Source organism: Pseudomonas cedrina subsp. cedrina, from assembly GCF_001983175.1.
Lineage (GTDB): Bacteria > Pseudomonadota > Gammaproteobacteria > Pseudomonadales > Pseudomonadaceae > Aquipseudomonas > Aquipseudomonas cedrina.
Window position 1 is genome coordinate 495,813 of record NZ_MNPW01000004.1, and the last position, 24,921, is coordinate 520,733.

The 24,921-nt window shown below is 59.6% G+C and carries 26 protein-coding genes and 1 pseudogene; 15 read left to right on the forward strand and 12 right to left on the reverse strand.

Annotated features, from left to right (window positions below):
* Positions 1–93: 93 nt before the first annotated feature.
* A complete protein-coding gene (gene metG / locus BLL36_RS10825) occupies positions 94–2,145 on the reverse strand; it encodes a methionine--tRNA ligase (RefSeq protein WP_076951415.1) in 2,052 nt (683 codons plus the stop codon).
* Between the two features lie 172 nt (positions 2,146–2,317).
* On the opposite strand from metG, the gene apbC reads away from it, so the two are divergent.
* Positions 2,318–3,412: an iron-sulfur cluster carrier protein ApbC gene (gene apbC / locus BLL36_RS10830; RefSeq protein WP_076951416.1), complete on the forward strand. Its 1,095-nt coding sequence runs from the start codon at positions 2,318–2,320 to the stop codon at positions 3,410–3,412.
* 494 nt (positions 3,413–3,906) lie between these two features.
* On the opposite strand, the gene fdxA is transcribed toward apbC, so the two are convergent.
* The 3 genes from fdxA to BLL36_RS10845 form a co-directional block, all read right to left on the reverse strand.
* Positions 3,907–4,230 (reverse strand): ferredoxin FdxA, encoded by a 324-nt coding sequence (gene fdxA, locus BLL36_RS10835; RefSeq protein ID WP_076951417.1) that lies wholly within the window; start codon positions 4,228–4,230, stop codon positions 3,907–3,909.
* 142 nt (positions 4,231–4,372) lie between these two features.
* Positions 4,373–6,964, reverse strand: coding sequence for a DNA mismatch repair protein MutS (gene mutS / locus BLL36_RS10840; protein ID WP_076951418.1), 2,592 nt, complete (start codon positions 6,962–6,964; stop codon positions 4,373–4,375).
* Positions 6,965–7,270: 306 nt separating this feature from the next.
* On the reverse strand, positions 7,271–7,546 hold the full coding sequence (locus BLL36_RS10845) for a DUF3077 domain-containing protein (protein WP_076951419.1): 276 nt from the start codon (positions 7,544–7,546) through the stop codon (positions 7,271–7,273).
* Between the two features lie 617 nt (positions 7,547–8,163).
* Between BLL36_RS10845 and BLL36_RS10850 the strand changes: the two genes are divergently transcribed.
* From BLL36_RS10850 to recX, 10 genes and pseudogenes are all read left to right on the forward strand, one after another.
* Positions 8,164–8,898 (forward strand): LexA family transcriptional regulator, encoded by a 735-nt coding sequence (locus tag BLL36_RS10850; protein ID WP_076951470.1) that lies wholly within the window; start codon positions 8,164–8,166, stop codon positions 8,896–8,898.
* Between the two features lie 587 nt (positions 8,899–9,485).
* Positions 9,486–9,830 (forward strand): phage holin family protein, encoded by a 345-nt coding sequence (locus BLL36_RS10855; protein WP_076951420.1) that lies wholly within the window; start codon positions 9,486–9,488, stop codon positions 9,828–9,830.
* Between the two features lie 21 nt (positions 9,831–9,851).
* Positions 9,852–10,367, forward strand: coding sequence for a hypothetical protein (locus tag BLL36_RS10860; protein WP_076951421.1), 516 nt, complete (start codon positions 9,852–9,854; stop codon positions 10,365–10,367).
* A 136-nt stretch (positions 10,368–10,503) separates the two neighbouring features.
* A complete protein-coding gene (locus BLL36_RS10865) occupies positions 10,504–10,689 on the forward strand; it encodes a zinc finger domain-containing protein (RefSeq protein WP_083735276.1) in 186 nt (61 codons plus the stop codon).
* 8 nt (positions 10,690–10,697) lie between these two features.
* Positions 10,698–11,027 (forward strand): hypothetical protein, encoded by a 330-nt coding sequence (locus BLL36_RS10870; RefSeq protein ID WP_076951423.1) that lies wholly within the window; start codon positions 10,698–10,700, stop codon positions 11,025–11,027.
* Between the two features lie 386 nt (positions 11,028–11,413).
* Positions 11,414–11,969 (forward strand): annotated as a pseudogene (locus BLL36_RS10875) (glycoside hydrolase family 19 protein).
* Positions 11,957–12,427, forward strand: coding sequence for a lysis system i-spanin subunit Rz (locus BLL36_RS10880; protein WP_076951424.1), 471 nt, complete (start codon positions 11,957–11,959; stop codon positions 12,425–12,427). Before BLL36_RS10875 ends, BLL36_RS10880 begins: the two are co-directional and overlap by 13 nt.
* An 81-nt stretch (positions 12,428–12,508) precedes the next feature.
* Entirely contained in the window at positions 12,509–13,009 is a 501-nt protein-coding gene (locus BLL36_RS10885; protein WP_076951471.1) for a CinA family protein, read from the forward strand.
* Positions 13,010–13,092: 83 nt separating this feature from the next.
* Entirely contained in the window at positions 13,093–14,151 is a 1,059-nt protein-coding gene (recA, locus tag BLL36_RS10890) for a recombinase RecA (RefSeq protein WP_048720087.1), read from the forward strand.
* Positions 14,152–14,159: 8 nt separating this feature from the next.
* The gene (gene recX / locus BLL36_RS10895) at positions 14,160–14,627 is read left to right on the forward strand and encodes a recombination regulator RecX (RefSeq protein WP_076951425.1); all 468 of its coding nucleotides are present in this window, start codon (positions 14,160–14,162) and stop codon (positions 14,625–14,627) included.
* A 206-nt stretch (positions 14,628–14,833) separates the two neighbouring features.
* On the opposite strand, the gene BLL36_RS10900 is transcribed toward recX, so the two are convergent.
* Together BLL36_RS10900 and BLL36_RS10905 are read right to left on the reverse strand one after the other, a co-directional pair.
* On the reverse strand, positions 14,834–15,946 hold the full coding sequence (locus BLL36_RS10900; protein ID WP_076951426.1) for an LOG family protein: 1,113 nt from the start codon (positions 15,944–15,946) through the stop codon (positions 14,834–14,836).
* A 287-nt stretch (positions 15,947–16,233) separates the two neighbouring features.
* Complete coding sequence (locus BLL36_RS10905) at positions 16,234–16,668, reverse strand: PA3611 family quorum-sensing-regulated virulence factor (RefSeq protein WP_076951427.1); 435 nt, start codon at positions 16,666–16,668, stop codon at positions 16,234–16,236.
* A 179-nt stretch (positions 16,669–16,847) separates the two neighbouring features.
* Here BLL36_RS10905 and BLL36_RS10910 point away from each other — a divergent pair, with 179 nt between their 5' ends.
* The 3 genes from BLL36_RS10910 (at position 16,848) to BLL36_RS10920 (ending at position 18,908) form a co-directional block, all read left to right on the forward strand.
* Positions 16,848–17,567, forward strand: a complete 720-nt coding sequence (locus tag BLL36_RS10910) for a tRNA-uridine aminocarboxypropyltransferase (protein WP_076951428.1) — start codon at positions 16,848–16,850, stop codon at positions 17,565–17,567.
* Between the two features lie 252 nt (positions 17,568–17,819).
* Complete coding sequence (erdR, locus tag BLL36_RS10915; protein WP_003189050.1) at positions 17,820–18,470, forward strand: response regulator transcription factor ErdR; 651 nt, start codon at positions 17,820–17,822, stop codon at positions 18,468–18,470.
* Between the two features lie 75 nt (positions 18,471–18,545).
* Positions 18,546–18,908 carry a diacylglycerol kinase gene (locus tag BLL36_RS10920; RefSeq protein ID WP_076951429.1) on the forward strand — a complete coding sequence of 121 codons (363 nt, stop codon included), beginning with the start codon at positions 18,546–18,548 and terminating at the stop codon, positions 18,906–18,908.
* Positions 18,909–18,911: 3 nt separating this feature from the next.
* Here BLL36_RS10920 and BLL36_RS10925 read toward each other — a convergent pair whose 3' ends face one another.
* On the reverse strand, positions 18,912–19,838 hold the full coding sequence (locus BLL36_RS10925) for a LysR family transcriptional regulator (RefSeq protein WP_048720074.1): 927 nt from the start codon (positions 19,836–19,838) through the stop codon (positions 18,912–18,914).
* A 123-nt stretch (positions 19,839–19,961) separates the two neighbouring features.
* Between BLL36_RS10925 and fpr the strand changes: the two genes are divergently transcribed.
* Complete coding sequence (gene fpr, locus BLL36_RS10930; RefSeq protein ID WP_003172178.1) at positions 19,962–20,741, forward strand: ferredoxin-NADP reductase; 780 nt, start codon at positions 19,962–19,964, stop codon at positions 20,739–20,741.
* A 182-nt stretch (positions 20,742–20,923) separates the two neighbouring features.
* On the opposite strand, the gene tsaA is transcribed toward fpr, so the two are convergent.
* The 5 genes from tsaA to rimO form a co-directional block, all read right to left on the reverse strand.
* A complete protein-coding gene (gene tsaA / locus BLL36_RS10935; RefSeq protein ID WP_076951430.1) occupies positions 20,924–21,619 on the reverse strand; it encodes a tRNA (N6-threonylcarbamoyladenosine(37)-N6)-methyltransferase TrmO in 696 nt (231 codons plus the stop codon).
* A 3-nt stretch (positions 21,620–21,622) separates the two neighbouring features.
* Complete coding sequence (locus BLL36_RS10940; RefSeq protein ID WP_076951431.1) at positions 21,623–22,084, reverse strand: YehS family protein; 462 nt, start codon at positions 22,082–22,084, stop codon at positions 21,623–21,625.
* 68 nt (positions 22,085–22,152) lie between these two features.
* A complete protein-coding gene (locus BLL36_RS10945; protein WP_076951432.1) occupies positions 22,153–22,863 on the reverse strand; it encodes an rRNA pseudouridine synthase in 711 nt (236 codons plus the stop codon).
* 111 nt (positions 22,864–22,974) lie between these two features.
* Complete coding sequence (locus tag BLL36_RS10950) at positions 22,975–23,442, reverse strand: GNAT family N-acetyltransferase (RefSeq protein ID WP_076951433.1); 468 nt, start codon at positions 23,440–23,442, stop codon at positions 22,975–22,977.
* 96 nt (positions 23,443–23,538) lie between these two features.
* The gene (gene rimO / locus BLL36_RS10955) at positions 23,539–24,879 is read right to left on the reverse strand and encodes a 30S ribosomal protein S12 methylthiotransferase RimO (protein ID WP_076951434.1); all 1,341 of its coding nucleotides are present in this window, start codon (positions 24,877–24,879) and stop codon (positions 23,539–23,541) included.
* Positions 24,880–24,921: the final 42 nt, after the last annotated feature.

The window sequence follows — 24,921 nt, forward strand, 5'->3', positions numbered from 1 at the left end:
TCCAGGCCGCTTCGCGACCCAACGCGGGGCAAGCCCGCTCGCCACAAGAAGCCCGCTCGCCACAACCACAACCACAACCACAGACCTTGCAGGTTACTTGATACGTTGACCCGGCTTGGCGCCGCTGTCAGGGCTCAGCAGGTAGATCTCTTCGCCGCCCGGCCCGGCCGCCATGACCATGCCTTCGGAAATACCGAATTTCATTTTCCGTGGCTTAAGGTTGGCGATCATCATGGTCAGGCGACCATCGAGCTTGGACGGGTCCGGATAAGCGCTCTTGATCCCGGAGAACACGTTGCGTTGCTCATCACCGATGTCGAGTGTCAGGCGCAGCAACTTGTCGGCGCCCTCGACGGCTTCGGCCTTGACGATCAGCGCCACGCGCAGGTCCACGGCGGCAAACGCATCAAAGTCGATCTCCGGGGAGATCGGATCCTTGGCCAGCTCACCATTGCCCGCCGGCGCAGCCGAGCCGGTATCGGTCTGGCTGGCAATCAGGTCTTCTTTCGAAGCGTCGGTCATGGCCTGGACATTTACCGGGTCGATACGGGTCATCAGCGGCTTGAACGCGTTCAGTTGATGGTTGCCGAGCAAGCTGGCGTGATCGTTCCAGGTCAGCGGCGCGACATTGAGGAATGCCTCGGCATCGGCGGCCAGCAACGGCAGTACCGGCTTGAGAAAGATCACCAATTGACGGAACAGGTTGATACCCGTGGCGCAGATCGCCTGCACTTCGTCCTGCTTGCCTTCCTGCTTGTTCAGCGACCACGGGGCCTTGTCGGCGATCCAGGCGTTGGCGCGGTCGGCCAGGCCCATGATCTCGCGCATGGCGCGGGCGAAGTCGCGGGCTTCATAGGCGTCTGCGATGCTTGGCGCGGCGGCCAGGAAAGCGTCGGTCAGTTCCGGCGCGGCGTTTTCGGCCACCAGTACACCGGCGTTGCCCTTGTGGATAAACCCGGCGCAACGGCTGGCGATGTTGACGACTTTGCCGACCAGGTCCGAGTTGACCTTCTGTACGAAGTCTTCCAGGTTCAGGTCGAGGTCGTCGACGCCACGGCCCAGCTTGGAGGCGTAGTAATAGCGCAGGTATTCCGGCGACAGGTGGTCCAGGTAAGTGCGCGCCTTGATAAAGGTGCCACGGGACTTGGACATCTTCTGGCCGTTGACCGTCAGGTAACCGTGCACGGCGATGGCGGTTGGCTTGCGGTAGCCTGAACCTTCGAGCATCGCCGGCCAGAACAAGGCGTGGAAGTTGACGATGTCCTTGCCGATGAAGTGATACAGCTCGGCGCTGGAGTCTTTGCCCCAGAACGCGTCGAAGTCCAGGTCCGGCGTGCGATCGCACAGGTTCTTGAAGCTGGCCATGTAGCCGATCGGCGCATCCAGCCACACATAGAAATACTTGCCCGGCTCGCCCGGGATCTCGAAGCCGAAATATGGCGCATCACGGGAGATATCCCACTGCTGCAGGCCACTGTCGAGCCATTCGGCGAGTTTGTTGGCCACGGCGTCCTGCAAGGTGCCGCTGCGCGTCCAGGTTTGCAGCATTTGCTGGAAATCCGGGAGCTTGAAGAAGAAGTGCTGCGAGTCCTTCAGCACCGGAGTGGCGCCGGAGATCGCCGACTTCGGGTCCTTCAAGTCGGTCGGGGCGTAGGTCGCGCCGCATTTTTCGCAGTTGTCGCCGTACTGGTCTTCGGTGCCGCATTTGGGGCAGGTGCCCTTGATGAAGCGGTCGGCCAGGAACATCTTCTTTTCCGGGTCGAAATACTGGGTCACCGAACGCTGGTCGATGTGCCCGGCTTCTTTCAACCGCAGGTAGATCTGGCTCGACAGCTCGCGGTTTTCGTCGGAGTGGGTGGAGTGGAAGTTGTCGAACTCCACCAGGAACTCGGCGAAGTCGGCGCTGTGTTCAGCCTGCACATTGGCGATCAGTTGTTCCGGAGTGATGCCTTCCTTTTCGGCGCGCAACATGATGGCCGAACCGTGGGCGTCGTCCGCGCAGACATAAATGCATTGATTGCCGCGATGCTTCTGGAAGCGCACCCACATATCGGTCTGGATGTACTCAAGCATATGGCCAAGATGGATGGAACCATTGGCATAGGGCAGGGCGCTGGTGACGAGGATCTTGCGTGGCTCGGACATGGGGCTCGGCTACTTGATGAAACGGAGGTCGGCCACTATAAAGCGCCAGCGGATATATTTCACCCCGTGGCGCTGTTTCCGAATCTTCCGAACCTGCGAAAGCATGCCTTTGGACCGCTGGAACGGTTAGGATAGCCGCCTGTTTCAGTCAGTCTTTTTTCGGGAGTAGCCCATGAGCGCCGTCACTCGCGCAGCGGTGGAAGCCGTTCTTCGCCAATACACCGACCCTTATTTGAACCAGGACCCGGTCAGTGCCGGCTGTGTGCGCGCCATCGAAGTCCAGGGCGACCAGGTCTCGGTCCAGCTGGAGCTGGGCTACGCCGCCGGTCTGTTCAAGAACGGTTGGGCGCAGATGCTGCAAATGGCCATCGAAGGCCTCGACGGCGTCGGGGCGGCCAAGGTCGACATCCACTGCGTGATCGCCGCGCACAAGGCCCAGGCGCAGATCCCTGGCCTGGCCAACGTCAAGAACGTGGTGGCGGTTGCGTCCGGCAAGGGCGGCGTCGGCAAGTCCACCACCGCGGCCAACCTGGCCCTGGCCCTGGCCCGCGAGGGCGCGCGCGTGGGCATTCTCGACGCCGATATCTACGGCCCGAGCCAAGGCGTGATGTTCGGCATCGCCGAGGGCACACGGCCGAAGATCAAGGACCAGAAGTGGTTCGTGCCTATCGAGTCCCTGGGCGTGGAAGTGATGTCGATGGCCTTCCTCACCGATGAAAACACGCCGATGGTCTGGCGCGGGCCGATGGTTTCCGGCGCCTTGCTGCAACTGGTTACCCAGACCGCCTGGGGCGACCTGGATTACCTGGTGATCGACATGCCGCCGGGCACCGGTGATATCCAGCTGACCCTGGCGCAGAAAGTCCCGGTAGCCGGCTCGGTGATCGTGACCACACCACAGGACCTGGCACTGCTCGACGCCAAAAAAGGCGTGGAGATGTTCCGCAAGGTCAACATCCCGGTGTTGGGCGTGGTCGAGAACATGGCGGTGCATATCTGCTCCAATTGCGGGCATGCCGAGCATCTGTTCGGCGAGGGCGGCGGCGAAAAGCTGGCAACCCAATACGGTGTTGAGGTGTTGGCGTCTTTACCGTTGTCGATGTCGATTCGTGAGCAGGCCGACAGCGGCAAGCCGACCGTGGCGGCAGAGCCCGATGGTCAGATCGCCATGGTGTACCAGGAACTGGCCCGCCACGTGGGCGCGCGGATCGTACTTCAGGAAGCTGCCGCACCGGCAATGCCGACCATTACTGTCAGCGACGACTGAGGGCCGTGCAGGGAAAGCGCCTCGACTAAGTCGGGGCTTTTTCATACCTGGAAGACGGCCAAAGGGCAGGCGTGACGCGATTGCGCAGTTAGTCGTGTAAGCATTCGCTTACTTTATCGTAAGCGATCGGTTTTTTTACCCGCCAGGGACGTCCCGATTTATTGGGAGAGTTTTCTATCCTTTTGAAATATAACAATTAATTAATGCGCTTATAGCGGGAAAGCTTGTCAGTCGCCAAGTTGGATCCCGTTGTACTTCCCATGGAACTCTCTAACATCAGCCCTGTGTCCACGGATTGACACGGCCATCACGGAACGATGGTTCAAGGAATATCGCGGGATGCGATTCATCAGGACGATGAAAAGGAACAAAGGGACTAGGGAAAAAATGTGGGCGGGTCAAACCGCCCCTTTTTTTTGCCTGTAGAAAAGTGAACGCCTGCCCCAGAAATGCAAAAAAGCCCGCAAGGGGCTTTTTTGAGGGCTGCGATGCTGTCAGCGCTCGAGGTGCGCGATCTTGCCTGGCTTGCCGTCCCACTCTGCCGCATCCGGCAACGGGTCTTTCTTTTCCGTGATGTTCGGCCAGATCTCCGCCAGCTCGACGTTCAACTGAATGAACTGCTCCATGCCCGCAGGCACTTCGTCCTCGGAAAAAATCGCAACGGCCGGGCATTCTGGTTCACACAGGGCGCAGTCGATGCACTCATCCGGGTGGATAACCAGGAAATTCGGGCCTTCGTAGAAGCAGTCCACCGGACACACTTCTACGCAGTCGGTGTACTTGCACTTGATGCAGTTGTCGGTGACGACGAAGGTCATTTCTAATTTTCTCCTCAGGCGGCGGCAGCGAAACCCTTTGTGGCAGGGCTCGCGAGGTTCGGGAGCGATAGTCTGCAGGCCAGGCTAAAAGCCCGCAGCATCCCAAACCGCGCGAGAGTCTACCAGCTTGCAAGCGTCTGCGTTATATCCGAGTCTTCAGTGCATATAACATTTCGAGCGCTTTGCGCGGTGTCAAGTCGTCCAGGTCAAGCTTTGCCAACTCATCCAGCACCGGGTGGGGCAGGCTGGCGAACATATCGCTCTGATGCGGCGCGGCGGGTTTGTTGCTGGCTTTCTTCGGGCTGGCGACCACGGTTTCGTGGGGCAGGGCGGTGGTTTCCAGGCGGCTCAGGTGCTCGCGTGCACGCAGGATCACGTCGTTCGGCACACCGGCCAGTTGCGCCACGGCCAGGCCGTAACTCTGGCTCGCGGGCCCCGGCAGCACGTGGTGCAGGAACACGATGCGCTCGTTGTGCTCGGTGGCGTTGAGGTGCACGTTGGCCACCAGGGGCTCGCTCTCCGGCAGCACGGTCAGCTCGAAGTAGTGGGTTGCGAACAGCGTATAGGCACGCAAGTGCGCCAGACGCTCCGCCGCCGCCCAAGCCAGGGAGAGGCCGTCGAAGGTGCTGGTGCCACGGCCCACTTCGTCCATCAGCACCAGGCTGCGCTCGGTGGCGTTGTGCAGAATATTGGCGGTTTCGCTCATTTCCACCATAAAGGTGGAGCGGCCACCGGCCAGGTCATCGCTGGAGCCGATCCGGGTAAAAATGCGGTCCACCAGCGACAGCTCGCAACTGGCCGCCGGCACGAAGCTGCCGATATGCGCCAGCAACACAATCAAAGCGGTTTGACGCATGTAAGTGGATTTACCGCCCATGTTGGGACCGGTGATCACCAGCATGCGGGTATCGTCGTCCAGCGACAGGTCGTTGGCGACGAACGACGTGGTCAGCACCTGCTCCACGACGGGGTGACGACCCTGCACGATGCGCATGCACGGCTCGCTGACAAAGCGTGGGCAGTTCAGGTCCAGGTTCAGCGCGCGTTCGGCCAGGTTGCTCAGCACGTCCAGTTCGGCCAGGGCCGCGGCGGTGTCCTGCAACGGCGCCAGGCGGCTGATCAGGCCCTCGAGCAAGGCCTCGTAGAGCATCTTCTCCCGCGCCAGGGCGCGGCTCTTGGCCGACAGCGCCTTGTCTTCAAATGCCTTGAGCTCCGGCGTGATAAAACGCTCGGCGCCCTTGAGCGTCTGGCGACGTTGATAGTCGACAGGCGCCGACTCGGCCTGCTTGCTCGGCAACTCGATAAAGTAGCCATGCACGCGGTTGTAGCCGACTTTCAGGTTAGCAAGGCCGGTACGGGCTTTTTCGCGGGCTTCCAGATCAATCAGGAACTGCCCGGCGTTTTCGCTCAGCGATTGCAGTTCATCCAGTTCACTGTCATAGCCTGTCTTTAATACACCACCGTCACGGATGATCGCTGGCGGGTTGTCGATGATGGCTTTTTCCAGCAGCGCCGCCAGTTCCGGGTAAGTGCCGGCCGTGACAGCGAGCTGTTGCAGGTGCGGCGTGTCCAGCTCGGTCATCGCTACTTGCAGCTGCGGCAAGGCGCCAAGGGCATCGCGCAGACGCGCCAGGTCACGCGGGCGCGCGTTACGCAAGCCGATCCGCGCCAGGATGCGCTCGATATCGCCGATTTCCTTGAGCTGTGGCTGCAGCTTTTCAAAGCGATAGCCGTCCAGCAGGCAGGTAATGGAAGTCTGGCGCGCTTGCAGTACCGTCAAGTCTCGCAAAGGACGGTTCAGCCAACGCGTCAGCAAGCGGCTGCCCATGGCGGTCTGGCAACGGTCGACCACCGACTGCAGGGTGTTGTCGCGCCCGCCCGCCAGGTTGGTATCCAGCTCCAGATTGCGACGGCTGGCACCATCGAGCACCACCGTATCGTCCAGACGTTCATGCCGCAGGCTGCGCAAATGCGGCAGAGCGGTGCGCTGTGTCTCTTTCGCATAGGCGAGCAGGCAACCGGCGGCGCCGATGGCCAGGGTCAGGGTTTCGCAACCGAAACCCTTCAGGTCTTGCACCGAGAACTGCTGGCACAGACTCTTCAACGCCGAGTCACGCTCGAAATCCCACGGCGCACGACGCTTGGTCCCACGGCGTTTCTCTGCCGGCAAATCCTTCGGCCAATCATCCGGAATCAACAACTCCACCGGGTTGATGCGCTCCAGCTCCGCCAGCAGATTCTCCCAGCCCTTGATCTCCAGCACGCTGAAATTACCACTGGTGATATCCAGCACCGAAAGCCCGAACAAACGCTCATCGCCCAACACCGCAGCGATCAGGTTATCGCGACGCTCATCCAGCAGCGCCTCATCACTCACCGTCCCCGGCGTAATGATGCGCACCACCTGACGTTCCACCGGCCCTTTGCTCGTCGCCGGATCGCCGATCTGCTCACAGATCACCACCGACTCGCCCAGCTTCACCAGCTTGACCAGGTAACCTTCCAGCGAGTGGTAAGGAATCCCACACATCGGAATCGACTGCCCCGCCGACTGCCCCCGCGCTGTCAGGGTGATGTCCAGCAACTTGGCGGCCTTCTTCGCGTCCTCATAGAAGATCTCGTAGAAGTCGCCCATGCGATAGAACATCAACTGATCAGGGTGCTGGTTCTTGAGGCGCCAGTACTGCTGCATCATTGGCGTATGGGAGGACAGATCGGAGGTGTTTTTACTCATTGGATAGTAGGCAAATTCGTTGAAAGTGATGGGGCAAAGGGGGCGCTTGGCCCAGCATTTTTTGCGATGGCGGCAAGGTTAACACGCGAGGTCGGGGCTTCGCAGGTCGCAGATGGCCAGCTAAAACACAAAAGTGGTGCCGCCCGAATACCAATCACTTAAGGAAGAGCACCGTAACTGTGGCGAGGGAGCTTGCTCCCGCTGGGGCGCGCAGCGGCCCCAAAAAATGGGTCTGCTACGCAGCCCAACGGGAGCAAGCTCCCTCGCCACAGGTTTGCGGTCGCCTGCTCTTTTTACCTTCGCGGATTACTGAGTGTTACCGGGCGAATCCAACACCTTCACCACATCATCAACCACCGCCTTGACCATCTCCTGCAAGTAATGCGATGCCCAGGCGTAGCGATCCGTCTCTTTGGTCATCGCCGCGTCTTCTGCGAGTTGCTTGGCGACGTGCAGGAGGTCGGAGGCGTGATGCAGGGCTTCGTGCAGGGAAACGCCGCCGTTGACGCGGAACAGAGGTTGGTCGGAGTGAAAGGAGAAGGGGGTGACGCCGAGGGTGGTTAAGTCTTGCGCATCATTCATACAACACCTCCGAATACGGAGGAAACGAACCAAGACCGGTGATCCCGTTTGGTGCGGTGAACGTAGAAGCACATAAGTGAAAGCTCCTTGATTTGAGGAACTGCCACGAACCTTCTCACAGGTTTGGGTGGCAGCTGTGCGCAGGGTGAGAAACCGGCAATCAAGGCAACCGGTAGACCCGAAGGTCTCCCACGCACAGCCGCCATAAAACGATATCGCAGACGAAAAAAAACGCCGCGATAGGGTTCTTGGGCGCTTTGCGCCTTGATTTGCTCGGGTTCTCACACCCGGCCGCTGAATTTGCAGCGACCGGGGGAGGTTAGCGTGATGGTGGGATGGGTGCAACCGAGGAAATAGGCATATCGATCGTTCCCACGCTCCGCGTGGTAACGCATCCTGTGACGCTCTGCGTCACTTGTAAGTCCTCAGCTGCACGGCGGGACGCGGAGCGTTCCTGGCTGCATTCCCACGCGGAGCGTGGGAACGATCTAATGACCGGGATTTGTGTAGATATCTATGCCCAGCAATGCACACCCGAGCATAAATGGGCCTACCAAATGCATAAATATGCAAATCAGCATTTGCCAACCCGCAAATCTCCCGTCACTATCCACATTATGCAAAAACGCAATGTTTCTATCGTCTTAAGAGAACTGCTGGACCGCGACCGGATCTCCCCAACGGAGCTTCACCGGCGTACCGGCGTGCCTCAATCCACGCTGTCCCGGATCCTCAGCGGCAAGATCGTTGATCCGTCGGACAAGCACATCTCCCGCATTGCCGAGTACTTTCGCGTAAGCACCGACCAACTGCGCGGGCGCGTGGTGGTGGGCGCTTTGAGGGATGACGGTCGCGACCCGATGCATTCGGAGCTCAAGGACATAAGCCTGTGGGACGACGACACCCCCGTGAATGACGACGAGGTGTCGATCCCCTTTCTGCGTGAGGTTGAATTGGCTGCTGGATCAGGAAGATTCGTCATCGAGGAAAGCGAGAAGGCCAGCCTGCGTTTTGGAAAGCGCAGCCTGCGGCATAACGGGGTGCAGTTCGACCAGGCCAAGTGTGTGACGGTACGCGGCAATAGCATGTTGCCGGTGCTGCGCGATGGCGCAACCGTCGGCGTGAATGCGGGTAAGAGTGCGATCGGTGACATCGTTGATGGCGATTTGTATGCGATCAATCACAATGGCCAGTTGCGCGTGAAACAGCTCTATCGCCTGCCCTCCGGGATTCGCCTGCGCAGTTTCAACCGCGAAGAGCACCCGGATGAGGACTACAGCTTCCAGGATATCCAGGATGAGCAGATCAGCATTCTTGGCCATGTGTTCTGGTGGGGCATGTACGCGCGTTAACCTTTTTCTGTAAGACAAAGCCTGCCAACGAGCAGGCTTTTTTTCGTCTGTAAGAACCTCAACCCCGCGGCTGAAACGCTAAAATTGCACGGGTGCATTTATTTTCTGAAATAAATGCATTTATGCATTGACTGTATGTTTATACAGTCCTATTCTCCATCTCAAGCCAGCCAACAAGGCCTGGTGGAGGCGGCAAGGATGCTGCCAGGGAAGACAAGGAAGGCACGCAATATCGGCATGGACGCCATCGAAGCGATGGCAAGGATGCCAAGGCAACACCGGCAAGGACGCCGACGCTCTTTAGTTGTACCGCGTTAAAAACAGGCAGCGATGAACCGGCCTCAACGGTTCAGAGGGTTGGCAACTGACCCGGGTGTGCAGCGTAAAGCACCAGAAGCAGTTATCCGGCAGACAGGGATCGTGGTCGGAAAAACATCAAGGAAAGGTCCATACCGCGCCAGTAGCGCCGAAAGACCGAGGACATCATTACTGAAAAGCCCGGGCTACCGGGCTTTTTGGAATGCCTACCTATCGAAGTGTGTGTAATTGAAAAACGGACTATTCAGTGCTCAGCCAGGAGGCGTGACATGACAAACGAACAACAAGCGTTAGCGGAAATGCCTATCTGGCTGGTCATCATATTGGCTTTGATTGGCGGAGTTTCCGGCGAGATGTGGCGCGCCGACAAGGAGGGGGCCCGTGGCTGGTCGCTGATTCGGCGCCTGGCGCTCAGGTCTGGGGCGTGCATGGTCTGCGGGGTTTCGGCCCTGATGCTGTGTTACGCCGCCGGCATGTCGATCTGGACCGCCGGCGCCATTGGTTGCCTGACCGCCATGGCCGGCGCCGACGTGGCCATCGGCCTTTATGAACGCTGGGCGGCCAAGCGCGTCGGGGTCAACGAGGCCCCAACCTCCCGCCCGGATCAGCAGTAACCGCTGCAAGGATGCAAGCAAATGACACTTCTCGAAAAACCTTCGCAACTGCCGATGGCTATTGGGGTTGCACTGAAGAGCGCGTTCCCGCAACTGCGGGTGGGCAATCACCAGGACTTTTCCAGCACGGCGGATAACACCGGCATTTTGATCAGCGTTGAGCGCAACGGTCCGGGCGTTCGCTCCCTCGCAGGGCGCAAGGCACATGCGTTGTCGGTCTCGCTCAGGGCCATGGTCGCCAGGGCGTCGGCACCGTTTGACGCCTGCGACCTGGCCAGCCAATTGATGGACTTGGCCCTGGATAACCGCTGGGGTCTGCCACCTGACCAATGCGACGTGCCCACCGCGATTGTTGCGGCACCCTTCGGCCTCATCGGCGCGGAAACGGACTACGACACCTGGACCGTTTCCTTCACCCAAAACCTCTACCTCGGCCCGTCACTGCTCGACGATCCCACCGGCAAACCGCTGTTTGCCCGCAGCTGGGAAGTCACGAACATCGACGATCCAGACCAATACCGCCCGTTGCAGGAGTAGGCAATGCATTGCTACGGGATAGCCTCGGCCTGGTCTCGATACTGCCAGATCGCAACAGTAGCTTCCAAGCCAGCCAAGGCCCCCACTGCTCCCACGAGCGGGAGGGAGCTTGGCAGATAAATAAACGGACTTGCAGATGTTGAAAGAATTCAGATGCGGTAACTGCAAAAGACTTCTCGCCCGTACGGGTGGGTTTACAGAGCTCCAGATCAAATGCTCCCGATGCGGGACGCTGAATCATGTGAAGGACAAGATCCTCGAGCAATCGCCTTTGAGCGACATGAAAGCGGAATCCTCCGCGACAATTCATTCGACTCAATAGGTGAAAACATGGACATCCAAACCATCGGCAAGACATTTGTAAACGTAAGCGTTAACGGTGCCTTTGGCCCGCATAAGCTTGTAGGCCCCGAACAAAATGTACATGGATTGATTCTGCGTACCGTGAATTTTAACGCCGCTTACACTGTGGTGGTGAGTGCGACACCGCCAGCGGATACCTTCGATAACAGCAAAACTATCGCATTCATTGCGACGAGTCGGACCGAGCCTTTCATGGTCCCGGCAGGGCTTGGGGTTTATCTTCTGTTGGGTAATGACTACAACCGCAAGATCAATGTCACTTGGGACTATCTCAACGCTGATGGCACAGTTGCCTAAGCCGCGCTGAAGAGATCCGGCTCTGCGTAAACGCAGACTTTCAAGCAACAACGCGCGGCGTAGGCCGCGCACTTATTCAGGGCCTTGCCATTGTGCGGGGCCTTTTCGTTTTCGTCTCCACCACACCCATTGCTCCGAGCTGGGAGTGCTGCTGGAGCTGGCTTATCTGCACAGGTCGTACCTCGGCCACTTTTTCTCTATGAAGTGACGATGGATCCTAACGACCTGGCCCTTGGCGTGTTCGCGTGGCTTGGTGGTACCGGCACTGTGTTGCTTGGTGGTCTCTGGTGTTGCTCCACGGCCACGCAGATGCACACACCCACCAGATGGTGTGCCAATGACGACCATTGCCTACAAAGATGGCGTGATCACCAAGAGTCAAACCCATGCTCATGACGCTCCCCCAACTGCTTCAGGTGATGCCTGGCGCCCACGCGCGCGGGCATTTTTTTAACCGCCCTGAATACAGCGTTCGTTCGCTACGAGATCGACCGCCCGATACGCATCGCCGCCTTCCTCGCCCAAGTCGGCCACGAATCCGCCGAGTTGCGCCATGTGCGCGAACTGGGCAGTGATGCGTACCTGAGCAGGTACGACACCGGCCCGTTGGCCGCGCGCCTGGGGAATACCCCGCAAGCCGACGGCGACGGCCAGGCATACCGGGGCAGGGGGCTGATCCAGATTACCGGTAGTCACAATTATCTGGCCTGCAGCCGGGCACTGTTCGGCGATGATCGTTTGTTGCGCGAGCCGATGCTGCTCGAGCTGCCCCAATGGGCCGCCGCGTCGGCTGGCTGGTTCTGGCAGAGCAATGGCCTGAACGAGCTGGCCGACAAGGGGCAGTTCACTGCCATTACGCGGCGCATCAACGGTGGGCTCAATGGGCTGGAGGATCGCCTGCGGCTGTGGGCGCGGGCGAAGGCGGTGTTATGCGTTTCCTAGGTGTGTGCCGGCTGATCGGCATAGGCCTGCTGGTGGCGGTTGTCTGGCAGGTGCAGGCATGGCGGTACTCGGCGCGGATTGAACATTTGTCGGTAACACAGATCCAGGCCGCTCTGCATCAGCAACAGTTCGCGCAAGACCAACGGCTGGCCCTTGAGCAACAGCTCACTGCCAGCGACATACGACATGCCCGGGAGTTGATCGATGCCCAACGTCATCAAGCGGCTCTGCGCGACCGCCTGGCCACTGCTGATGTACGGCTGTCAGTCCTTCTCGACGCCTCCAGTGGCTGTGCAGTGCCAGCCGCCACCGGCGCCGGCAGCGTGGTTCATGCAGCCGCGCGAGCCCGACTTGACCCGGCGCATGCTCAGCGAATTATCCGCATCACCGACGACGGTGATAACGCCTTGATCGCGTTGCGGGCCTGCCAGGCCTATGTGCACGCCGTCGCTCGCTAGCTTCTTGAGACACTCCGTCACTTGCACGTGTGATTGGCTCCTGTAGGGTAGGCAAAACCCGCCCCCTCTCTGGAGATGACCGTGAAGGAAATCACTCAACTGGCCGCTGACCTGGGCCGCCGTCTACAGGTGCTCAACGCCCATGTCACCACTGCCGAGTCCTGCACCGGCGGCGGTATCGCAGAAGCGATCACACAGATTCCAGGGAGTTCGGCGTGGTTCGAGGCGGGCTATGTGACCTATTCCAATCGGCAGAAAACCTGGCAGTTGAATGTGCCGGAAACATTGTTTTCAAAGGTGGGCGCCGTCAGCCGTGAAGTGGTGGAGGCAATGGTCCGTGGCGCGCAGAAAAAAAGCCTGGCCCGCTTCGCCGTGGCCGTCAGCGGTATCGCCGGGCCTGACGGCGGTTCGCCCGACAAGCCGGTGGGCACCGTATGGCTGGCTTTTGGCGTGGGCGATGAGGTCACTGCCGAGCTTGCGCACTTTCCCGGCAACCGCGACGAGGTCCGCCGACGAACGGTAAAGGCCGCGCTGGAGGGCTTGTTGCGACGAGCTGCAGCAGAAATAGACAATCAGGGGTAGGCGATCTCCGTTCTTTGTGGAACAATACTGTCTACTTATACAGGTGTTGGCCGTCAGGCCTTATTGATTACGTGAGGACTTTAATGGACGACAACAAGAAGAAAGCCTTGGCTGCGGCCCTGGGTCAGATCGAACGTCAATTCGGCAAGGGTGCCGTAATGCGTATGGGCGATCACGACCGTCAGGCGATCCCGGCTATTTCCACTGGCTCTCTGGGTCTGGACATCGCGCTCGGCATTGGCGGCTTGCCAAAAGGCCGTATCGTTGAAATCTATGGTCCTGAATCTTCCGGTAAAACTACCCTGACCCTGTCGGTGATCGCCCAGGCGCAGAAAATGGGCGCCACCTGTGCGTTCGTCGACGCCGAGCACGCCCTGGACCCAGAGTACGCCGGCAAACTGGGCGTCAACGTTGACGACCTGCTGGTTTCCCAGCCGGACACCGGCGAGCAAGCCCTGGAGATCACCGACATGCTGGTGCGCTCCAACGCCATCGACGTGATTGTGGTTGACTCCGTGGCAGCCCTGGTACCCAAGGCTGAAATCGAAGGCGAAATGGGCGACATGCACGTTGGCCTGCAAGCCCGTTTGATGTCCCAGGCGCTGCGTAAAATCACCGGTAACATCAAGAACGCCAACTGCCTGGTGATCTTCATCAACCAGATTCGTATGAAGATCGGCGTGATGTTCGGCAGCCCGGAAACCACCACCGGTGGTAACGCGCTCAAGTTCTACGCTTCGGTCCGTCTGGATATCCGCCGTACCGGCGCGGTGAAGGAAGGTGACGAGGTTGTGGGTAGCGAAACCCGCGTCAAAGTCGTGAAGAACAAAGTGGCCCCGCCTTTCCGTCAGGCCGAGTTCCAGATTCTCTACGGCAAGGGTATCTACCTGAACGGCGAGATGATCGACCTGGGTGTTTTGCACGGTTTTGTCGAGAAATCCGGTGCCTGGTATGCCTATAACGGCAGCAAGATCGGTCAAGGCAAGGCCAACTCGGCCAAGTTCCTGGCGGACAACCCGGACATCGCTGCCACGCTTGAAAAGCAGATTCGCGACAAGCTGCTGACCCCGGCGCCAGACGTGAAAGCTGCCGCCAACCGCGAGCCGGTTGAAGAAGTGGAAGAAGCCGACACTGACATCTGAAGCAAACGATGACAGTTGTACTCGATACACTCGTCGCCGTTCGGCGCACCGCGATGGACCTGCTCGCTCGACGCGAGCATGGTCGAGTCGAGCTGACGCGTAAACTGCGTCAGCGCGGCGCGGAGCCCGAGATGATTGAAGCTGCCCTCGACCGTTTGACGGAAGAGGGGTTGCTCTCCGAATCGCGCTACCTCGAAAGTTTTGTCTCCTACCGAGCACGTTCCGGCTACGGCCCTGCGCGCATTCGTGAAGAACTGAGCCAGCGCGGCCTGCAGCGTGCTGACATCGACCTTGCCTTGCGCGAGTGCGGTATCAGCTGGCAGGCGCAGTTGGAAGACACCTGGCGGCGCAAGTTTTCCGGCCATCTTCCGATAGATGCCAGGGAGCGTGCAAAGCAAGGGCGTTTCCTGAGCTATCGCGGTTTTTCAATGGAGATGATCAGCCGCTTATTGAGCGGTCGAGATATGGACGATTGAACGCAGTTGCTGGCTGTATGACCGGCTTGCATCGCGTTGGGCTGCTGTAGTGAGCGGGCTTGCCCCGCGCCGGGCTGCTGTAGTGAGCGGGCTTGTCCCGCGCTGGGCTGCGCAGCAGCCCCAATTGCATCCCCACACCGCACCTGGCACACCACCAAAAAAGGGCCCGCTATGAAAATAGCGGGCCCTTTTTGCGTTTTATGGTTTCACGCCGGCTCCTTCGCCACCCGCTGCTGCGTCTTTCCCTGAGCCTGCGCCCAGTTCTCCGGCAAATTGATGTAGTCCACCAACTCCCGCAGACGGCCCTGATCGCGCCCATTGAAATTGAACACCAGCCGCGTCAAATGGCTGAACCTCGGCTCGTCATGTTCTTCGCCGGTATAGGCAAGCTGCTGGAATTCGCCACTCAAGCGCAGGCTGGCAAACTCATCCTGTAAATGGGCCAGCGCTCGATCACTGAGCGGATGATTCATGCGCACCACAAACTCACGCTTCAACCAGCGGGTGGAGTGGAAATTGGCATAAAACTGGTTGATCTCCTCCACCGCCTCTTCGGCGCTGTAGACCAGGCGTACCAGCTTGAGGTCGGTGGGCAAGATGTAGCGGTTGGCTTCCAACTGGCTGCGGATAAAGTCCAGGGCGCCTTGCCAGAACCCGCCGCCGGGTGCATCCAGCAGTACCACTGGCACCAGCGGGCTCTTGCCGGTCTGGATTAGGGTCAGCACTTCCAGTGCCTCATCAAGGGTACCGAAACCGCCTGGGCACAGCACCAGCGCGTCGGCTTCCTTGACGAAGAACAACTTGCGGGTAAAGAAGAAATGGAAGGACAGCAGGTTCTCGGTACCATCGATGGTCGGGTTGGCGTGCTGTTCAAATGGCAGGGTGATGTTGAACCCCAGGCTGTGTTCCAGGCCGGCGCCTTCGTGGGCCGCGGCCATGATGCCGCCACCACCGCCGGTGATCACCATCAGGTCCGAGCGTGCCAGCGCCGCGCCGACTTCACGGGCCAGCGAGTACAGCGGGCTTTCCATCGGGGTGCGTGCAGAGCCGAACACCGTCACTTTGCGGCGGCCCTTGAATTGTTCGAGCACGCGGAAGGCGTGGTCCAGTTCGCGGATGGCTCGCAGGGTAATCTTGGCGTTCCAGCGGTCGCGGTCGTCCTGCGCCATGCGGAACACGGTGAGGATCATGTCGCGATACAAGGGGATATTCGGGCTGTTGGGCGCGATCAGTTGGAGTTGCGCTTCGACCTGCTGTGTGAGGTCGGCGCCGTTTTCTTCAAAATGTCGAAGCAGGTGGTCATTCGGTTCGTAAGGCATTCACTTCTCCTTCTTGCAGGGCCCGGGTGGCCGGCCAGAGGTTCGCCGGAGGCTACGACACTGCATGTGTCGCTGCTTGCCGCAGGGGCAACCTTCTTTTGCCCTGGAAATGTTACAGAACAGCGTAAAAAGCGCTGGGAATGAAGGGTTGGGATAACTGGATGATGGGCCGAAAAACCCTTGGCTGGCAACCGCTTATTGGTCGTTCATCAAGGAGCTTAGCCGCGGCTGGACGTTGAAGCGGGGGAGTGCGCGCCACCGGACAGTAGCGCGTGAAGGTCAACCTATTACTTTTTCTTTTTCACAGGAGCCGGGCAATCCGCTTCCACGAACTTCACCGAGGCCACAGGGCGGTTGGTCTTGTTTTCGGTGATTTCGTAACGCATGACCGCACCCTTGGCCATCAGCTCGCGATAGCCCGGGTTGGTGCATACGCTACGGCCCAGTTGGAAGTAGACAGCCTTCGGATTGGCGCGCATCTGTTCGGCGCGGTCGGGCAGCACGCTCAGGTGATCGATCAGTTGCATGCCCTCGACGGTGTAGGCCACTTCCAAGGTCTTTTCATCGATTTCCCGGGGCAGGTCTTTGTTGCTTTCCGCCGCAACGCTTTGCAGTTTCCGGTTCATTTGGGCCTCCAGCAGCGAGGCCGCCTGGGCGCACACGGGCAATACCAGCGCGAGGGCGACGGATGGGGCGACAAAACGCAGCATGGAACGCAGCATGAAACTCTCCTGATTCGGTTACTGGTGCATAGACCAGCCACTGCGCTGTGCGTTCAGTGGCGCGCAATTATAGGTGAGCCCTGGCCACTACAGCCAGGCGTATCGCTGGTAAACTGCCGCCACTTCAGCCTTCCACGAGTTTTAACCGTGTCGATTTACCCGTCCCACCGGCGCATCCAATGAGCCACGCCGTTTCCCGCCTGCGCACCCAGCGTCTGGCCCGCGCCGTGCGGCCGTTCCTCAATCGTGGTTCGCGTGCCGAGCGCTGCCCGGGCTGCCGGGTGATTCCCGAGTACTGCCTGTGTGCCTGGCGGCCCAAGGTCGCCGCAACCTCGGCGATGTGCCTGCTGATGCATGACGTGGAACCGATGAAGCCCAGCAACACCGGCTGGCTGATCGCCGATGTGATTGACGACACCACGGCGTTTGCCTGGTCGCGCACCGAGGTTGATCCAGAACTGCTCGACGTGTTGGCCGACCCGCAATGGCAGCCCTACATCGTGTTTCCCGGTGAATTCGTCGCACCCGAGCGCGTTGTCAGTCAAGTGCTGGTGGAGGAAGGCAAGCGCCCGTTGTTCATCCTGCTGGATGGCACCTGGAGTGAAGCGCGCAAGATGTTTCGCAAAAGCCCCTATCTGGAGCATTTGCCGGTACTCAGCCTGGCGCCGGAACAGCTGTCGCGTTACAAACTGCGCCGATCCAAGCGTGATGATCACTTCTGCACGGCCGAGGTCGCCGCCCTGTGCCTTGAATTGGCCGGTGACCAGGCGGCCTGCGAAGTGTTGGATGCCTACCTCGACGTGTTCAGCACCCATTACCTGGCGGCCAAATTCCAGTTGCCCCTGGACCCGACCGACATCGTCCATACTCGCCTTGCACCCTATATACCGGCGGTATAGCCAGGCGACATTCGCATGATGGCACCTTAAACCCGCACGCCGCTGAAACGCCGCTGGGCGTAGTGCTTGACCCCCCAGGCTACGCTGGGCATGCTGGGCGCCGATTGGGCTGCAACCGTGAATTTTCGACGTCGTTCCAGGTGCCTTTGACGTCGAGCGCGCCCTGTGGCGATCGCTGCCTGGCGTTCGCCTTGTGTACTGGCGAACCCTGAACCCATCAGGGTTCCCATAAAAAACAGGATCATTTAATCAATGGCCACATACGAAATCCTGATAGCCGATGACCATCCGCTGTTTCGCAGTGCGTTGCACCAGGCCGTGACCCTGGGCCTCGGCCCGGACGTGCGCCTCGTCGAAGTGGCCAGCATTGCCGAACTGGAAGCCCGCCTCACCGAAAAATCCGACTGGGACCTGGTGCTGCTCGACCTGAACATGCCCGGCGCCTACGGTTTTTCCGGGCTGGTACTGTTGCGCGGGCAATATCCGCAAATTCCGGTGGTGATGGTCTCGGCCCAGGAAGAAGCCGATGTAGTGGTGCGCTCCAAGGAGTTTGGCGCCAGCGGTTTCATTCCCAAGTCCAGCGCCATGGAAGACATCCAGAAAGCCGTGCGCACTGTGCTGGACGGTGATGTGTCCTGGCCACCGCAGGCCTTTGAAGAAATCAACGTGTCCGACGAAGCCAAGGCCGCCCGTGATGGCCTGGCCAGCCTGACACCGCAGCAGTTCCGGGTGCTGACCATGGTCTGCGAAGGTCTGTTGAACAAGCAGATAGCCTATGAGCTGAGCGTGTCTGAAGCGACGATCAAGGCCCACGTGACAGCGATCTTTCGCAAGCTGGGCGTGCGTACGCGTACCCAGGCGGCACTGCTGTTGCAACAACTTGAGTCAATTTCGCAGCATTAAGCTGTCATCGATTCACGCTTTTTTGACTGTGCGTGATCTAGTTTCCCCACTCCTTTGGTTCAGTTGCCTACGTCTATGTCGCCTTTCAAGGGTCAAACCGGTATCAAACGTATCTTCAATGCTGGGGGTTATTCCCTGGATGGCCTGCGCGCGGCATTCACCGGCGAGGCGGCTTTTCGCCAACTGGTGTTGCTGAATGTGATCCTGATCCCGCTGAGCTTCTTCCTGAATGTCAGCCGGGTCGAGCGTGCGTTGCTGATCGCCGTGTGCCTGCTGGCGTTGATCGTCGAGTTGCTCAACTCGGCGGTGGAGGCGGCGATCGACCGCATCTCCCTGGATCGTCACCCTTTGTCGAAAAACGCCAAGGACATGGGCAGCGCCGCGCAGGCCGTCGCGCTGACCATGATCACCCTAGTGTGGGCCGTGATCCTGATCTAAGGCTCAGGCAATGCTCGGCAGCACGATCTCGTCGCTGCGCTGAACTCCGGCGGTGAAAGCGCGGCACAGCTCGAGAAATTCGCGCATGGCCGAAGTCTGGTACTTCTGTTTGTGCCAGATGAAGTAGAACTGCCGGGCCAGGTCCAGATCCGGTGTTTCCACCGGCACCAGGCTGCCGCGGCGGAACGCGTCGCGCAGCGCCAACCGCGAAATGCAGCCAATCCCCAGCCCCGACTCCACCGCGCGCTTGATGGCTTCGGTATGTTCCAACTCCAGGCGGATATTCAGCGCGCTACGGTGATGGCGCATGGCTTGGTCGAAGGTCAGGCGCGTGCCCGAACCTTGTTCCCGCAGGATCCATGCCTCGTGGGTCAGCTCGTCCATCGTTGCCACGCCGCGCTTGGCCAGGTGATGTTGCGGCGCGCAAAACACCACCAACTCATCCTCAACCCAGGTTTGCACTTCGATATCCGGGTGGCTGCAGTCACCTTCGATTAGACCCAGGTCAATTTCATAGTGCGCAACCTGGTGCACGATATGGGCAGTGTTCTGCACATGCAGCTTTACCTGGCTCTCGGGGTGCTGCTGCATGAAGCTGCCGATCAGCAGGGTCGCCAGGTAATTGCCGATGGTGAGGGTGGCGCCCACCGCCAGCGAGCCAAAGCCAGACTTGCCGTTGAGCAGGTCCTCGATTTCCTTGGCCTGGTCCAGCAGCGCTACCGCCTGGGGCAACAGTTGACGGCCAAGGGCGTTAAGGCTCAGGCGTTTGCCGGCGCGGTCGAACAATTGGCAGCTGGATTGGCGCTCCAGCTCGGTAATCGAGGTGCTGGCGGCGGATTGAGATAAGGCCAGAAGGCCAGCAGCGCGGGAAACGCTTTCCTGCTGGGCGACGGCGACGAATACTTGCAGTTGACGGAGAGTAAATCGCATATCGATATAACCGATAACCCTTATCTTAATAATCCAGTTAACAGATATTGTCGCCGCGATTAGAATGCGGTGCAATTACGCGCCTGAATACAGCGCAGACCTATTTCCAGGAGTTTCCCGTACATGAGCAACATGAACCACGAGCGTGTCCTCAGTGTTCATCACTGGAACGACACTCTGTTCAGCTTCAAGTGCACCCGTGACCCGGGCCTGCGCTTCGAGAACGGTCAGTTCGTGATGATCGGCCTGCAGCAGCCCAACGGCCGCCCGCTCATGCGCGCCTACTCCATCGCCAGCCCGAACTGGGAAGAGCATCTGGAGTTCTTCAGCATCAAGGTGCCGGATGGCCCGCTGACTTCCCAGTTGCAGCATTTGAAGGAAGGCGACGAGATCATCATCAGTAAAAAACCGACAGGCACCCTGGTGCTTGACGATTTGAAGCCGGGCAAACACCTGTACCTGCTCAGCACCGGTACTGGACTTGCGCCGTTCATGAGCGTGATCCAGGACCCGGAAACCTACGAGCGTTTCGAAAAAGTGATCCTGTGCCACGGCGTGCGTTACGTCAACGAAGTCGCGTACCGCGAATTCATCACCGAGCACCTGCCGCAGAACGAATTCTTCGGCGAGGCCCTGCGTGAAAAGCTGATTTATTACCCAACCGTTACCCGCGAGCCGTTCGAAAACGAAGGCCGCCTGACCGACCTGATGCGCAGCGGCAAGCTGTTCAGTGACATCGGCCTGCCACCGATCAACCCCGAGGACGACCGCGCCATGCTGTGCGGCAGCCCAAGCATGTTGGACGAAACCAGCGAAGTGCTGAACAGCTTTGGCCTGAAAGTCTCGCCGCGCATGCGTGAGCCGGGTGATTACTTGATCGAGCGCGCGTTCGTCGAGAAGTGACTTCGAGTCACTTCTAGGAGCGAGCTTGCTCGCGAAGAACGTCAACGATAACGCTGGCATCTTGACTCAACGCGGTGCCTGTTCGTTTTTCGCGAGCAAGTTCGCTCCTACGGTTGAATGTGTTTACAAAGAAAAGCCCGCGTTGCCTGTGAAGGCAGCGCGGGCTTTTTCGTGTGTGCGATTTACTGCGCCGTAAGCACTTCCAGCACACAAATCACCCCGGCCTCGGGATAGTGCCAACGCACATCCACATCCCAGAACTGCGCGCCATACTCACGTTCAGGCCCGGGCATCTGATACGCCGGCCGTGGATCCTGTGCCAGACATTGATCGATCAGCTCCACCAACGGCTCATCCAACCGCTGGGCATGGCTCTGTGCCTGATGCAGGGCCGTCTTCAGCCACTGCACCGGTATCAACTGCGGCGCGCCGCTGGCCATGTCGTTGGTGGCCCCATGGACAATGTCGGCATAGGGCACATACGGTTTGATATCCAGCACCGGCGTGCCATCCAGCAGATCAATCCCGGAAATCCACAAACGGCCCGGCTCGACCTTGTCCAGCTTAACCACCGACTGTCCAATGCCATTGGGCCGGTGAGTCGCACGGGTGGCAAATACGCCCATGGACGTATTGCCGCCCAGGCGCGGTGGGCGCACTTTCAGGCGCGGTTTGTCCTCCAGCGCCTGATGGAACAGGAACAGCAGCCACACATGGCTCACCTGTTCCAGGCCCTGCACCGCTTCACCGCCGTCGAACGGCGCCACCAGCTCCAGCACGCCACGGGCGGCGGGTGCCAACTGCGGTTGGCGTGGGATGGCAAATTTCTCCTTGAAACAGGAGCGCACGAAGCCGACGGGCGAAACGCTGTAGCTCATGGCTCAGGCACGCACCCGCAGGGTGAGGCCTTTAAGGAAATTACGCAGCAACTGGTCGCCGCACGTGCGGTAGTTGGTATGACCGAATTTGCGGAACAGCGCGCTCAGCTCGGGCTTGGACACCGGGAATTCGGCTGCCTTGAGGATGGCGTGCATGTCATCTTCCTTCAGCTCGAAGGCCACGCGCAGTTTCTTGAGGATGATGTTGTTGGTCACCGGGGTCTCGATCGGCTGAGGCGGGCGGCTCTCGTCCTTGCCACGCTTGAAGACCACCAAGCCATCGAGGAAGTGCGCCATCACGTCATCCGGGCAGAACACGAAGCCTTCTTCCTCGTCCTTCTTGAGGTAGGTCAGCAGGTCGTCCTTGGTCACGTCCATGCCGCCGAGCTTGATGATCTCGACCATCTTGTTGTCGCTGATGTCGAGCATGTAGCGCACGCTGCGTAGTACGTCGTTGTGAATCATGGTGGGCAATCCTGATATTCAACTGAGGACACCGCCGCAATGGGCGGTGTCGCGAAAAGGGGAGCGGCTTAGAACTTCTCTTTGCCGGACAGGTAACGCCATTGACCAACGGGCACTTTGCCGATGGACACGCCGCCGATGCGGATACGGCGGATGGCGATGACTTTGAGGCCGACCGCTTCGCAAAACAGCGCGATCACGCCGGGTTGCGGGTTTTTCAGCGCAAAACGCAGGCGGTTTTCGTTCTGCCAGCTGGCCTTGACGGCCGGTAGCTCTTTGCCTTTGTAGGTCAGGCCGTGGTTGAGGCGGTTGAGGCCGTGGGCAACCATGTCGCCTTCGACTTCCACCACGTATTCCTGCTCGATCTTGGCTGCATCGGCGGTCAACTTGCGCAAAATCTTCCAATCCTGGGTAAACACCAGCAGGCCGCTGGCCTTGGCTTGCAGGTCGGCACTGGCGGTCAGGCGCAGGAAATGGCCCTTGAGCGGGCGCTTGCCGAAGCGGTGTTCCGGCGAGAGTGTTTCGGCGCTGATCGACGCCATGGCCGTTTCGGCATCCACGCCGGCAGGGGCGTGCATCAGGATGGTCACCGGCTCCGGCGCGGTGGCCTTGGCCTGCGGGTCGAGTTCGACCTTTTGGGTGGTGACCTTGAACTGCGGCTCGTCGATTACTTCACCGTCCACCGAGACCCAGCCGCCTTCAATGAACAGCTCAGCCTCCCGGCGGGAGCAACCGACCAGTTCGATAAGGCGTTTGGAGAGGCGTATGGGGTCAGTCATGACAAGGGCCGTAACAAAAGGGGGCGGCTATTGTACCTGCCTGGAGCCGGTTAATCCCGGCTCCATTTCAGCTCGGTGCTTTTTGTGGGAGCTGGCTTGTTCTGCGTTTCGTCAGCCACTGCATATTTGCTGCTGGCGCAAACGCATACGCAGCAATGGATACGGCTGGCCCAGGCCATCGTGCTCGGTGCGTCCGATCACCTCGAACCCCTGTTTGAGGTAAAAGCCCAGCGCCTGTGGATTCTGCTCGTTCACTTCCAGCTCATCGGCATTCATATGCTCGATTGCATAGCGCAGCAATTGACTGCCCAGGCCCTGGCCATGGTGCTTGGGGTCGATAAACAGCATTTCGATCTTGCCTGCGGCCACACCGGCAAATCCGGTAATGTGCTGATGCGCGTCCCTGGTGCAGATCAGCATCACCGTGTCCAGATAGTGCGTCAGCACCAGACTCCTCAGCCGTTCGATGTAGCTATCCGGCAAGAAATCATGGGTGGCCCGCACTGCATTCTCCCAGATGTCTGTCAGTGTTTGATAGTCGCTGGTTTTGGGTGTGTGGATGATTGAATGCCGACGCATATTTCTGCCCCTGCCGAGAATGGGTAATGGGCAAACGATAGACCTAAAAAAGCCCCGCATCTTGATCAGATGCAGGGCTTTTTACACAGCTGGTGATCAGTCGCGCTTTTCAGCCCACAGGTCGTATTCGTCGGCATCGGTCACGGTGCACCAGACCTTGTCGCCCGGCTTCAAGCCGCTGGCATCGTCGATAAACACGTTACCGTCGATTTCCGGCGCATCGAAGAAGCAACGGCCGACCGCGCCTTGTTCGTCGACTTCGTCGATCAGCACTTCGATTTCCTTGCCGATGCGCAGTTGCAGGCGCGCCGAGCTGATGGCTTGCTGGTGCGCCATGAAGCGCTCCCAACGGTCCTGCTTGACCTCGTCCGGCACCACGGCCAGGTCCAGCAGGTTGGCCGGGGCGCCTTCCACCGGCGAGTACTGGAAGCAGCCGACGCGGTCCAGCTGGGCTTCAGTCAGCCAGTCCAGCAGGTACTGGAAGTCTTCTTCGGTTTCGCCGGGGAAGCCGACGATGAAGGTCGAGCGGATGATCAGGTCCGGGCAGATCTCGCGCCAGTTCTTGATGCGCGCCAGGGTCTTGTCTTCGAACGCCGGGCGCTTCATGGCCTTGAGCACTTTCGGGCTGGCGTGCTGGAACGGGATGTCCAGGTACGGCAGGATCTTGCCGGCGGCCATCAGCGGGATCAGTTCATCCACGTGTGGGTACGGGTAAACGTAGTGCAGGCGCACCCACACACCCAGGCTGCTCAAGGCTTCGCAGAGTTCGGTCATGCGGGTTTTCACCGGCGCGCCGTTCCAGAAACCGGTGCGGTATTTCACGTCGACGCCATAGGCGCTGGTGTCCTGGGAGATCACCAACAGCTCTTTCACGCCGGATTTGACCAGGCGCTGGGCCTCGTCCAGGACGTCGCCCACCGGACGGCTGACCAGCTTGCCGCGCATCGAGGGGATGATGCAGAAACTGCAGCTGTGGTTGCAGCCTTCGGAAATCTTCAGGTACGCGTAGTGGCGTGGTGTCAGCTTGATGCCTTGCGGCGGCACCAGGTCGATCAGCGGGTTGTGGTCCTGGCGCGGTGGCACCACGGCGTGCACGGCATTGACCACCTGCTCGTACTGCTGCGGCCCGGTCACCGCCAGCACGCTTGGGTGCACATTGCGGATATTGCCTTCTTCCACGCCCATGCAGCCGGTCACGATGACCTTGCCGTTTTCCTTGATGGCTTCGCCGATCACTTCCAGCGACTCAGCCTTGGCCGAGTCAATGAAGCCGCAGGTGTTGACCACCACCACGTCAGCGTCCTGGTAAGTGGACACAACGTCATAGCCTTCCATGCGCAGTTGCGTGAGGATGCGCTCGGAGTCGACCAGAGCCTTCGGGCAACCCAGGGAAACAAAGCCAACCTTGGGGTTGGCTTTTGCGACGGTGGTGGACATGTCTAACCTCGGTATTGAATGACGCGGCCAGTCGGGCACGAC

Bases quoted from the DNA above. Each gene is read 5' to 3' on its own strand.
- metG (WP_076951415.1), bottom strand. From the start codon at position 2,145: ATGTCCGAGCCACGCAAGATCCTCGTCACCAGCGCCCTGCCCTATGCC.
- apbC (WP_076951416.1), top strand. From the start codon at position 2,318: ATGAGCGCCGTCACTCGCGCAGCGGTGGAAGCCGTTCTTCGCCAATAC.
- fdxA (WP_076951417.1), bottom strand. From the start codon at position 4,230: ATGACCTTCGTCGTCACCGACAACTGCATCAAGTGCAAGTACACCGAC.
- mutS (WP_076951418.1), bottom strand. From the start codon at position 6,964: ATGAGTAAAAACACCTCCGATCTGTCCTCCCATACGCCAATGATGCAG.
- BLL36_RS10845 (WP_076951419.1), bottom strand. From the start codon at position 7,546: ATGAATGATGCGCAAGACTTAACCACCCTCGGCGTCACCCCCTTCTCC.
- BLL36_RS10850 (WP_076951470.1), top strand. From the start codon at position 8,164: ATGCAAAAACGCAATGTTTCTATCGTCTTAAGAGAACTGCTGGACCGC.
- BLL36_RS10855 (WP_076951420.1), top strand. From the start codon at position 9,486: ATGACAAACGAACAACAAGCGTTAGCGGAAATGCCTATCTGGCTGGTC.
- BLL36_RS10860 (WP_076951421.1), top strand. From the start codon at position 9,852: ATGACACTTCTCGAAAAACCTTCGCAACTGCCGATGGCTATTGGGGTT.
- BLL36_RS10865 (WP_083735276.1), top strand. From the start codon at position 10,504: ATGTTGAAAGAATTCAGATGCGGTAACTGCAAAAGACTTCTCGCCCGT.
- BLL36_RS10870 (WP_076951423.1), top strand. From the start codon at position 10,698: ATGGACATCCAAACCATCGGCAAGACATTTGTAAACGTAAGCGTTAAC.
- BLL36_RS10880 (WP_076951424.1), top strand. From the start codon at position 11,957: ATGCGTTTCCTAGGTGTGTGCCGGCTGATCGGCATAGGCCTGCTGGTG.
- recA (WP_048720087.1), top strand. From the start codon at position 13,093: ATGGACGACAACAAGAAGAAAGCCTTGGCTGCGGCCCTGGGTCAGATC.
- recX (WP_076951425.1), top strand. From the start codon at position 14,160: ATGACAGTTGTACTCGATACACTCGTCGCCGTTCGGCGCACCGCGATG.
- BLL36_RS10900 (WP_076951426.1), bottom strand. From the start codon at position 15,946: ATGCCTTACGAACCGAATGACCACCTGCTTCGACATTTTGAAGAAAAC.
- BLL36_RS10905 (WP_076951427.1), bottom strand. From the start codon at position 16,668: ATGCTGCGTTCCATGCTGCGTTTTGTCGCCCCATCCGTCGCCCTCGCG.
- BLL36_RS10910 (WP_076951428.1), top strand. From the start codon at position 16,848: ATGAGCCACGCCGTTTCCCGCCTGCGCACCCAGCGTCTGGCCCGCGCC.
- erdR (WP_003189050.1), top strand. From the start codon at position 17,820: ATGGCCACATACGAAATCCTGATAGCCGATGACCATCCGCTGTTTCGC.
- BLL36_RS10920 (WP_076951429.1), top strand. From the start codon at position 18,546: ATGTCGCCTTTCAAGGGTCAAACCGGTATCAAACGTATCTTCAATGCT.
- BLL36_RS10925 (WP_048720074.1), bottom strand. From the start codon at position 19,838: ATGCGATTTACTCTCCGTCAACTGCAAGTATTCGTCGCCGTCGCCCAG.
- fpr (WP_003172178.1), top strand. From the start codon at position 19,962: ATGAGCAACATGAACCACGAGCGTGTCCTCAGTGTTCATCACTGGAAC.
- tsaA (WP_076951430.1), bottom strand. From the start codon at position 21,619: ATGAGCTACAGCGTTTCGCCCGTCGGCTTCGTGCGCTCCTGTTTCAAG.
- BLL36_RS10940 (WP_076951431.1), bottom strand. From the start codon at position 22,084: ATGATTCACAACGACGTACTACGCAGCGTGCGCTACATGCTCGACATC.
- BLL36_RS10945 (WP_076951432.1), bottom strand. From the start codon at position 22,863: ATGACTGACCCCATACGCCTCTCCAAACGCCTTATCGAACTGGTCGGT.
- BLL36_RS10950 (WP_076951433.1), bottom strand. From the start codon at position 23,442: ATGCGTCGGCATTCAATCATCCACACACCCAAAACCAGCGACTATCAA.
- rimO (WP_076951434.1), bottom strand. From the start codon at position 24,879: ATGTCCACCACCGTCGCAAAAGCCAACCCCAAGGTTGGCTTTGTTTCC.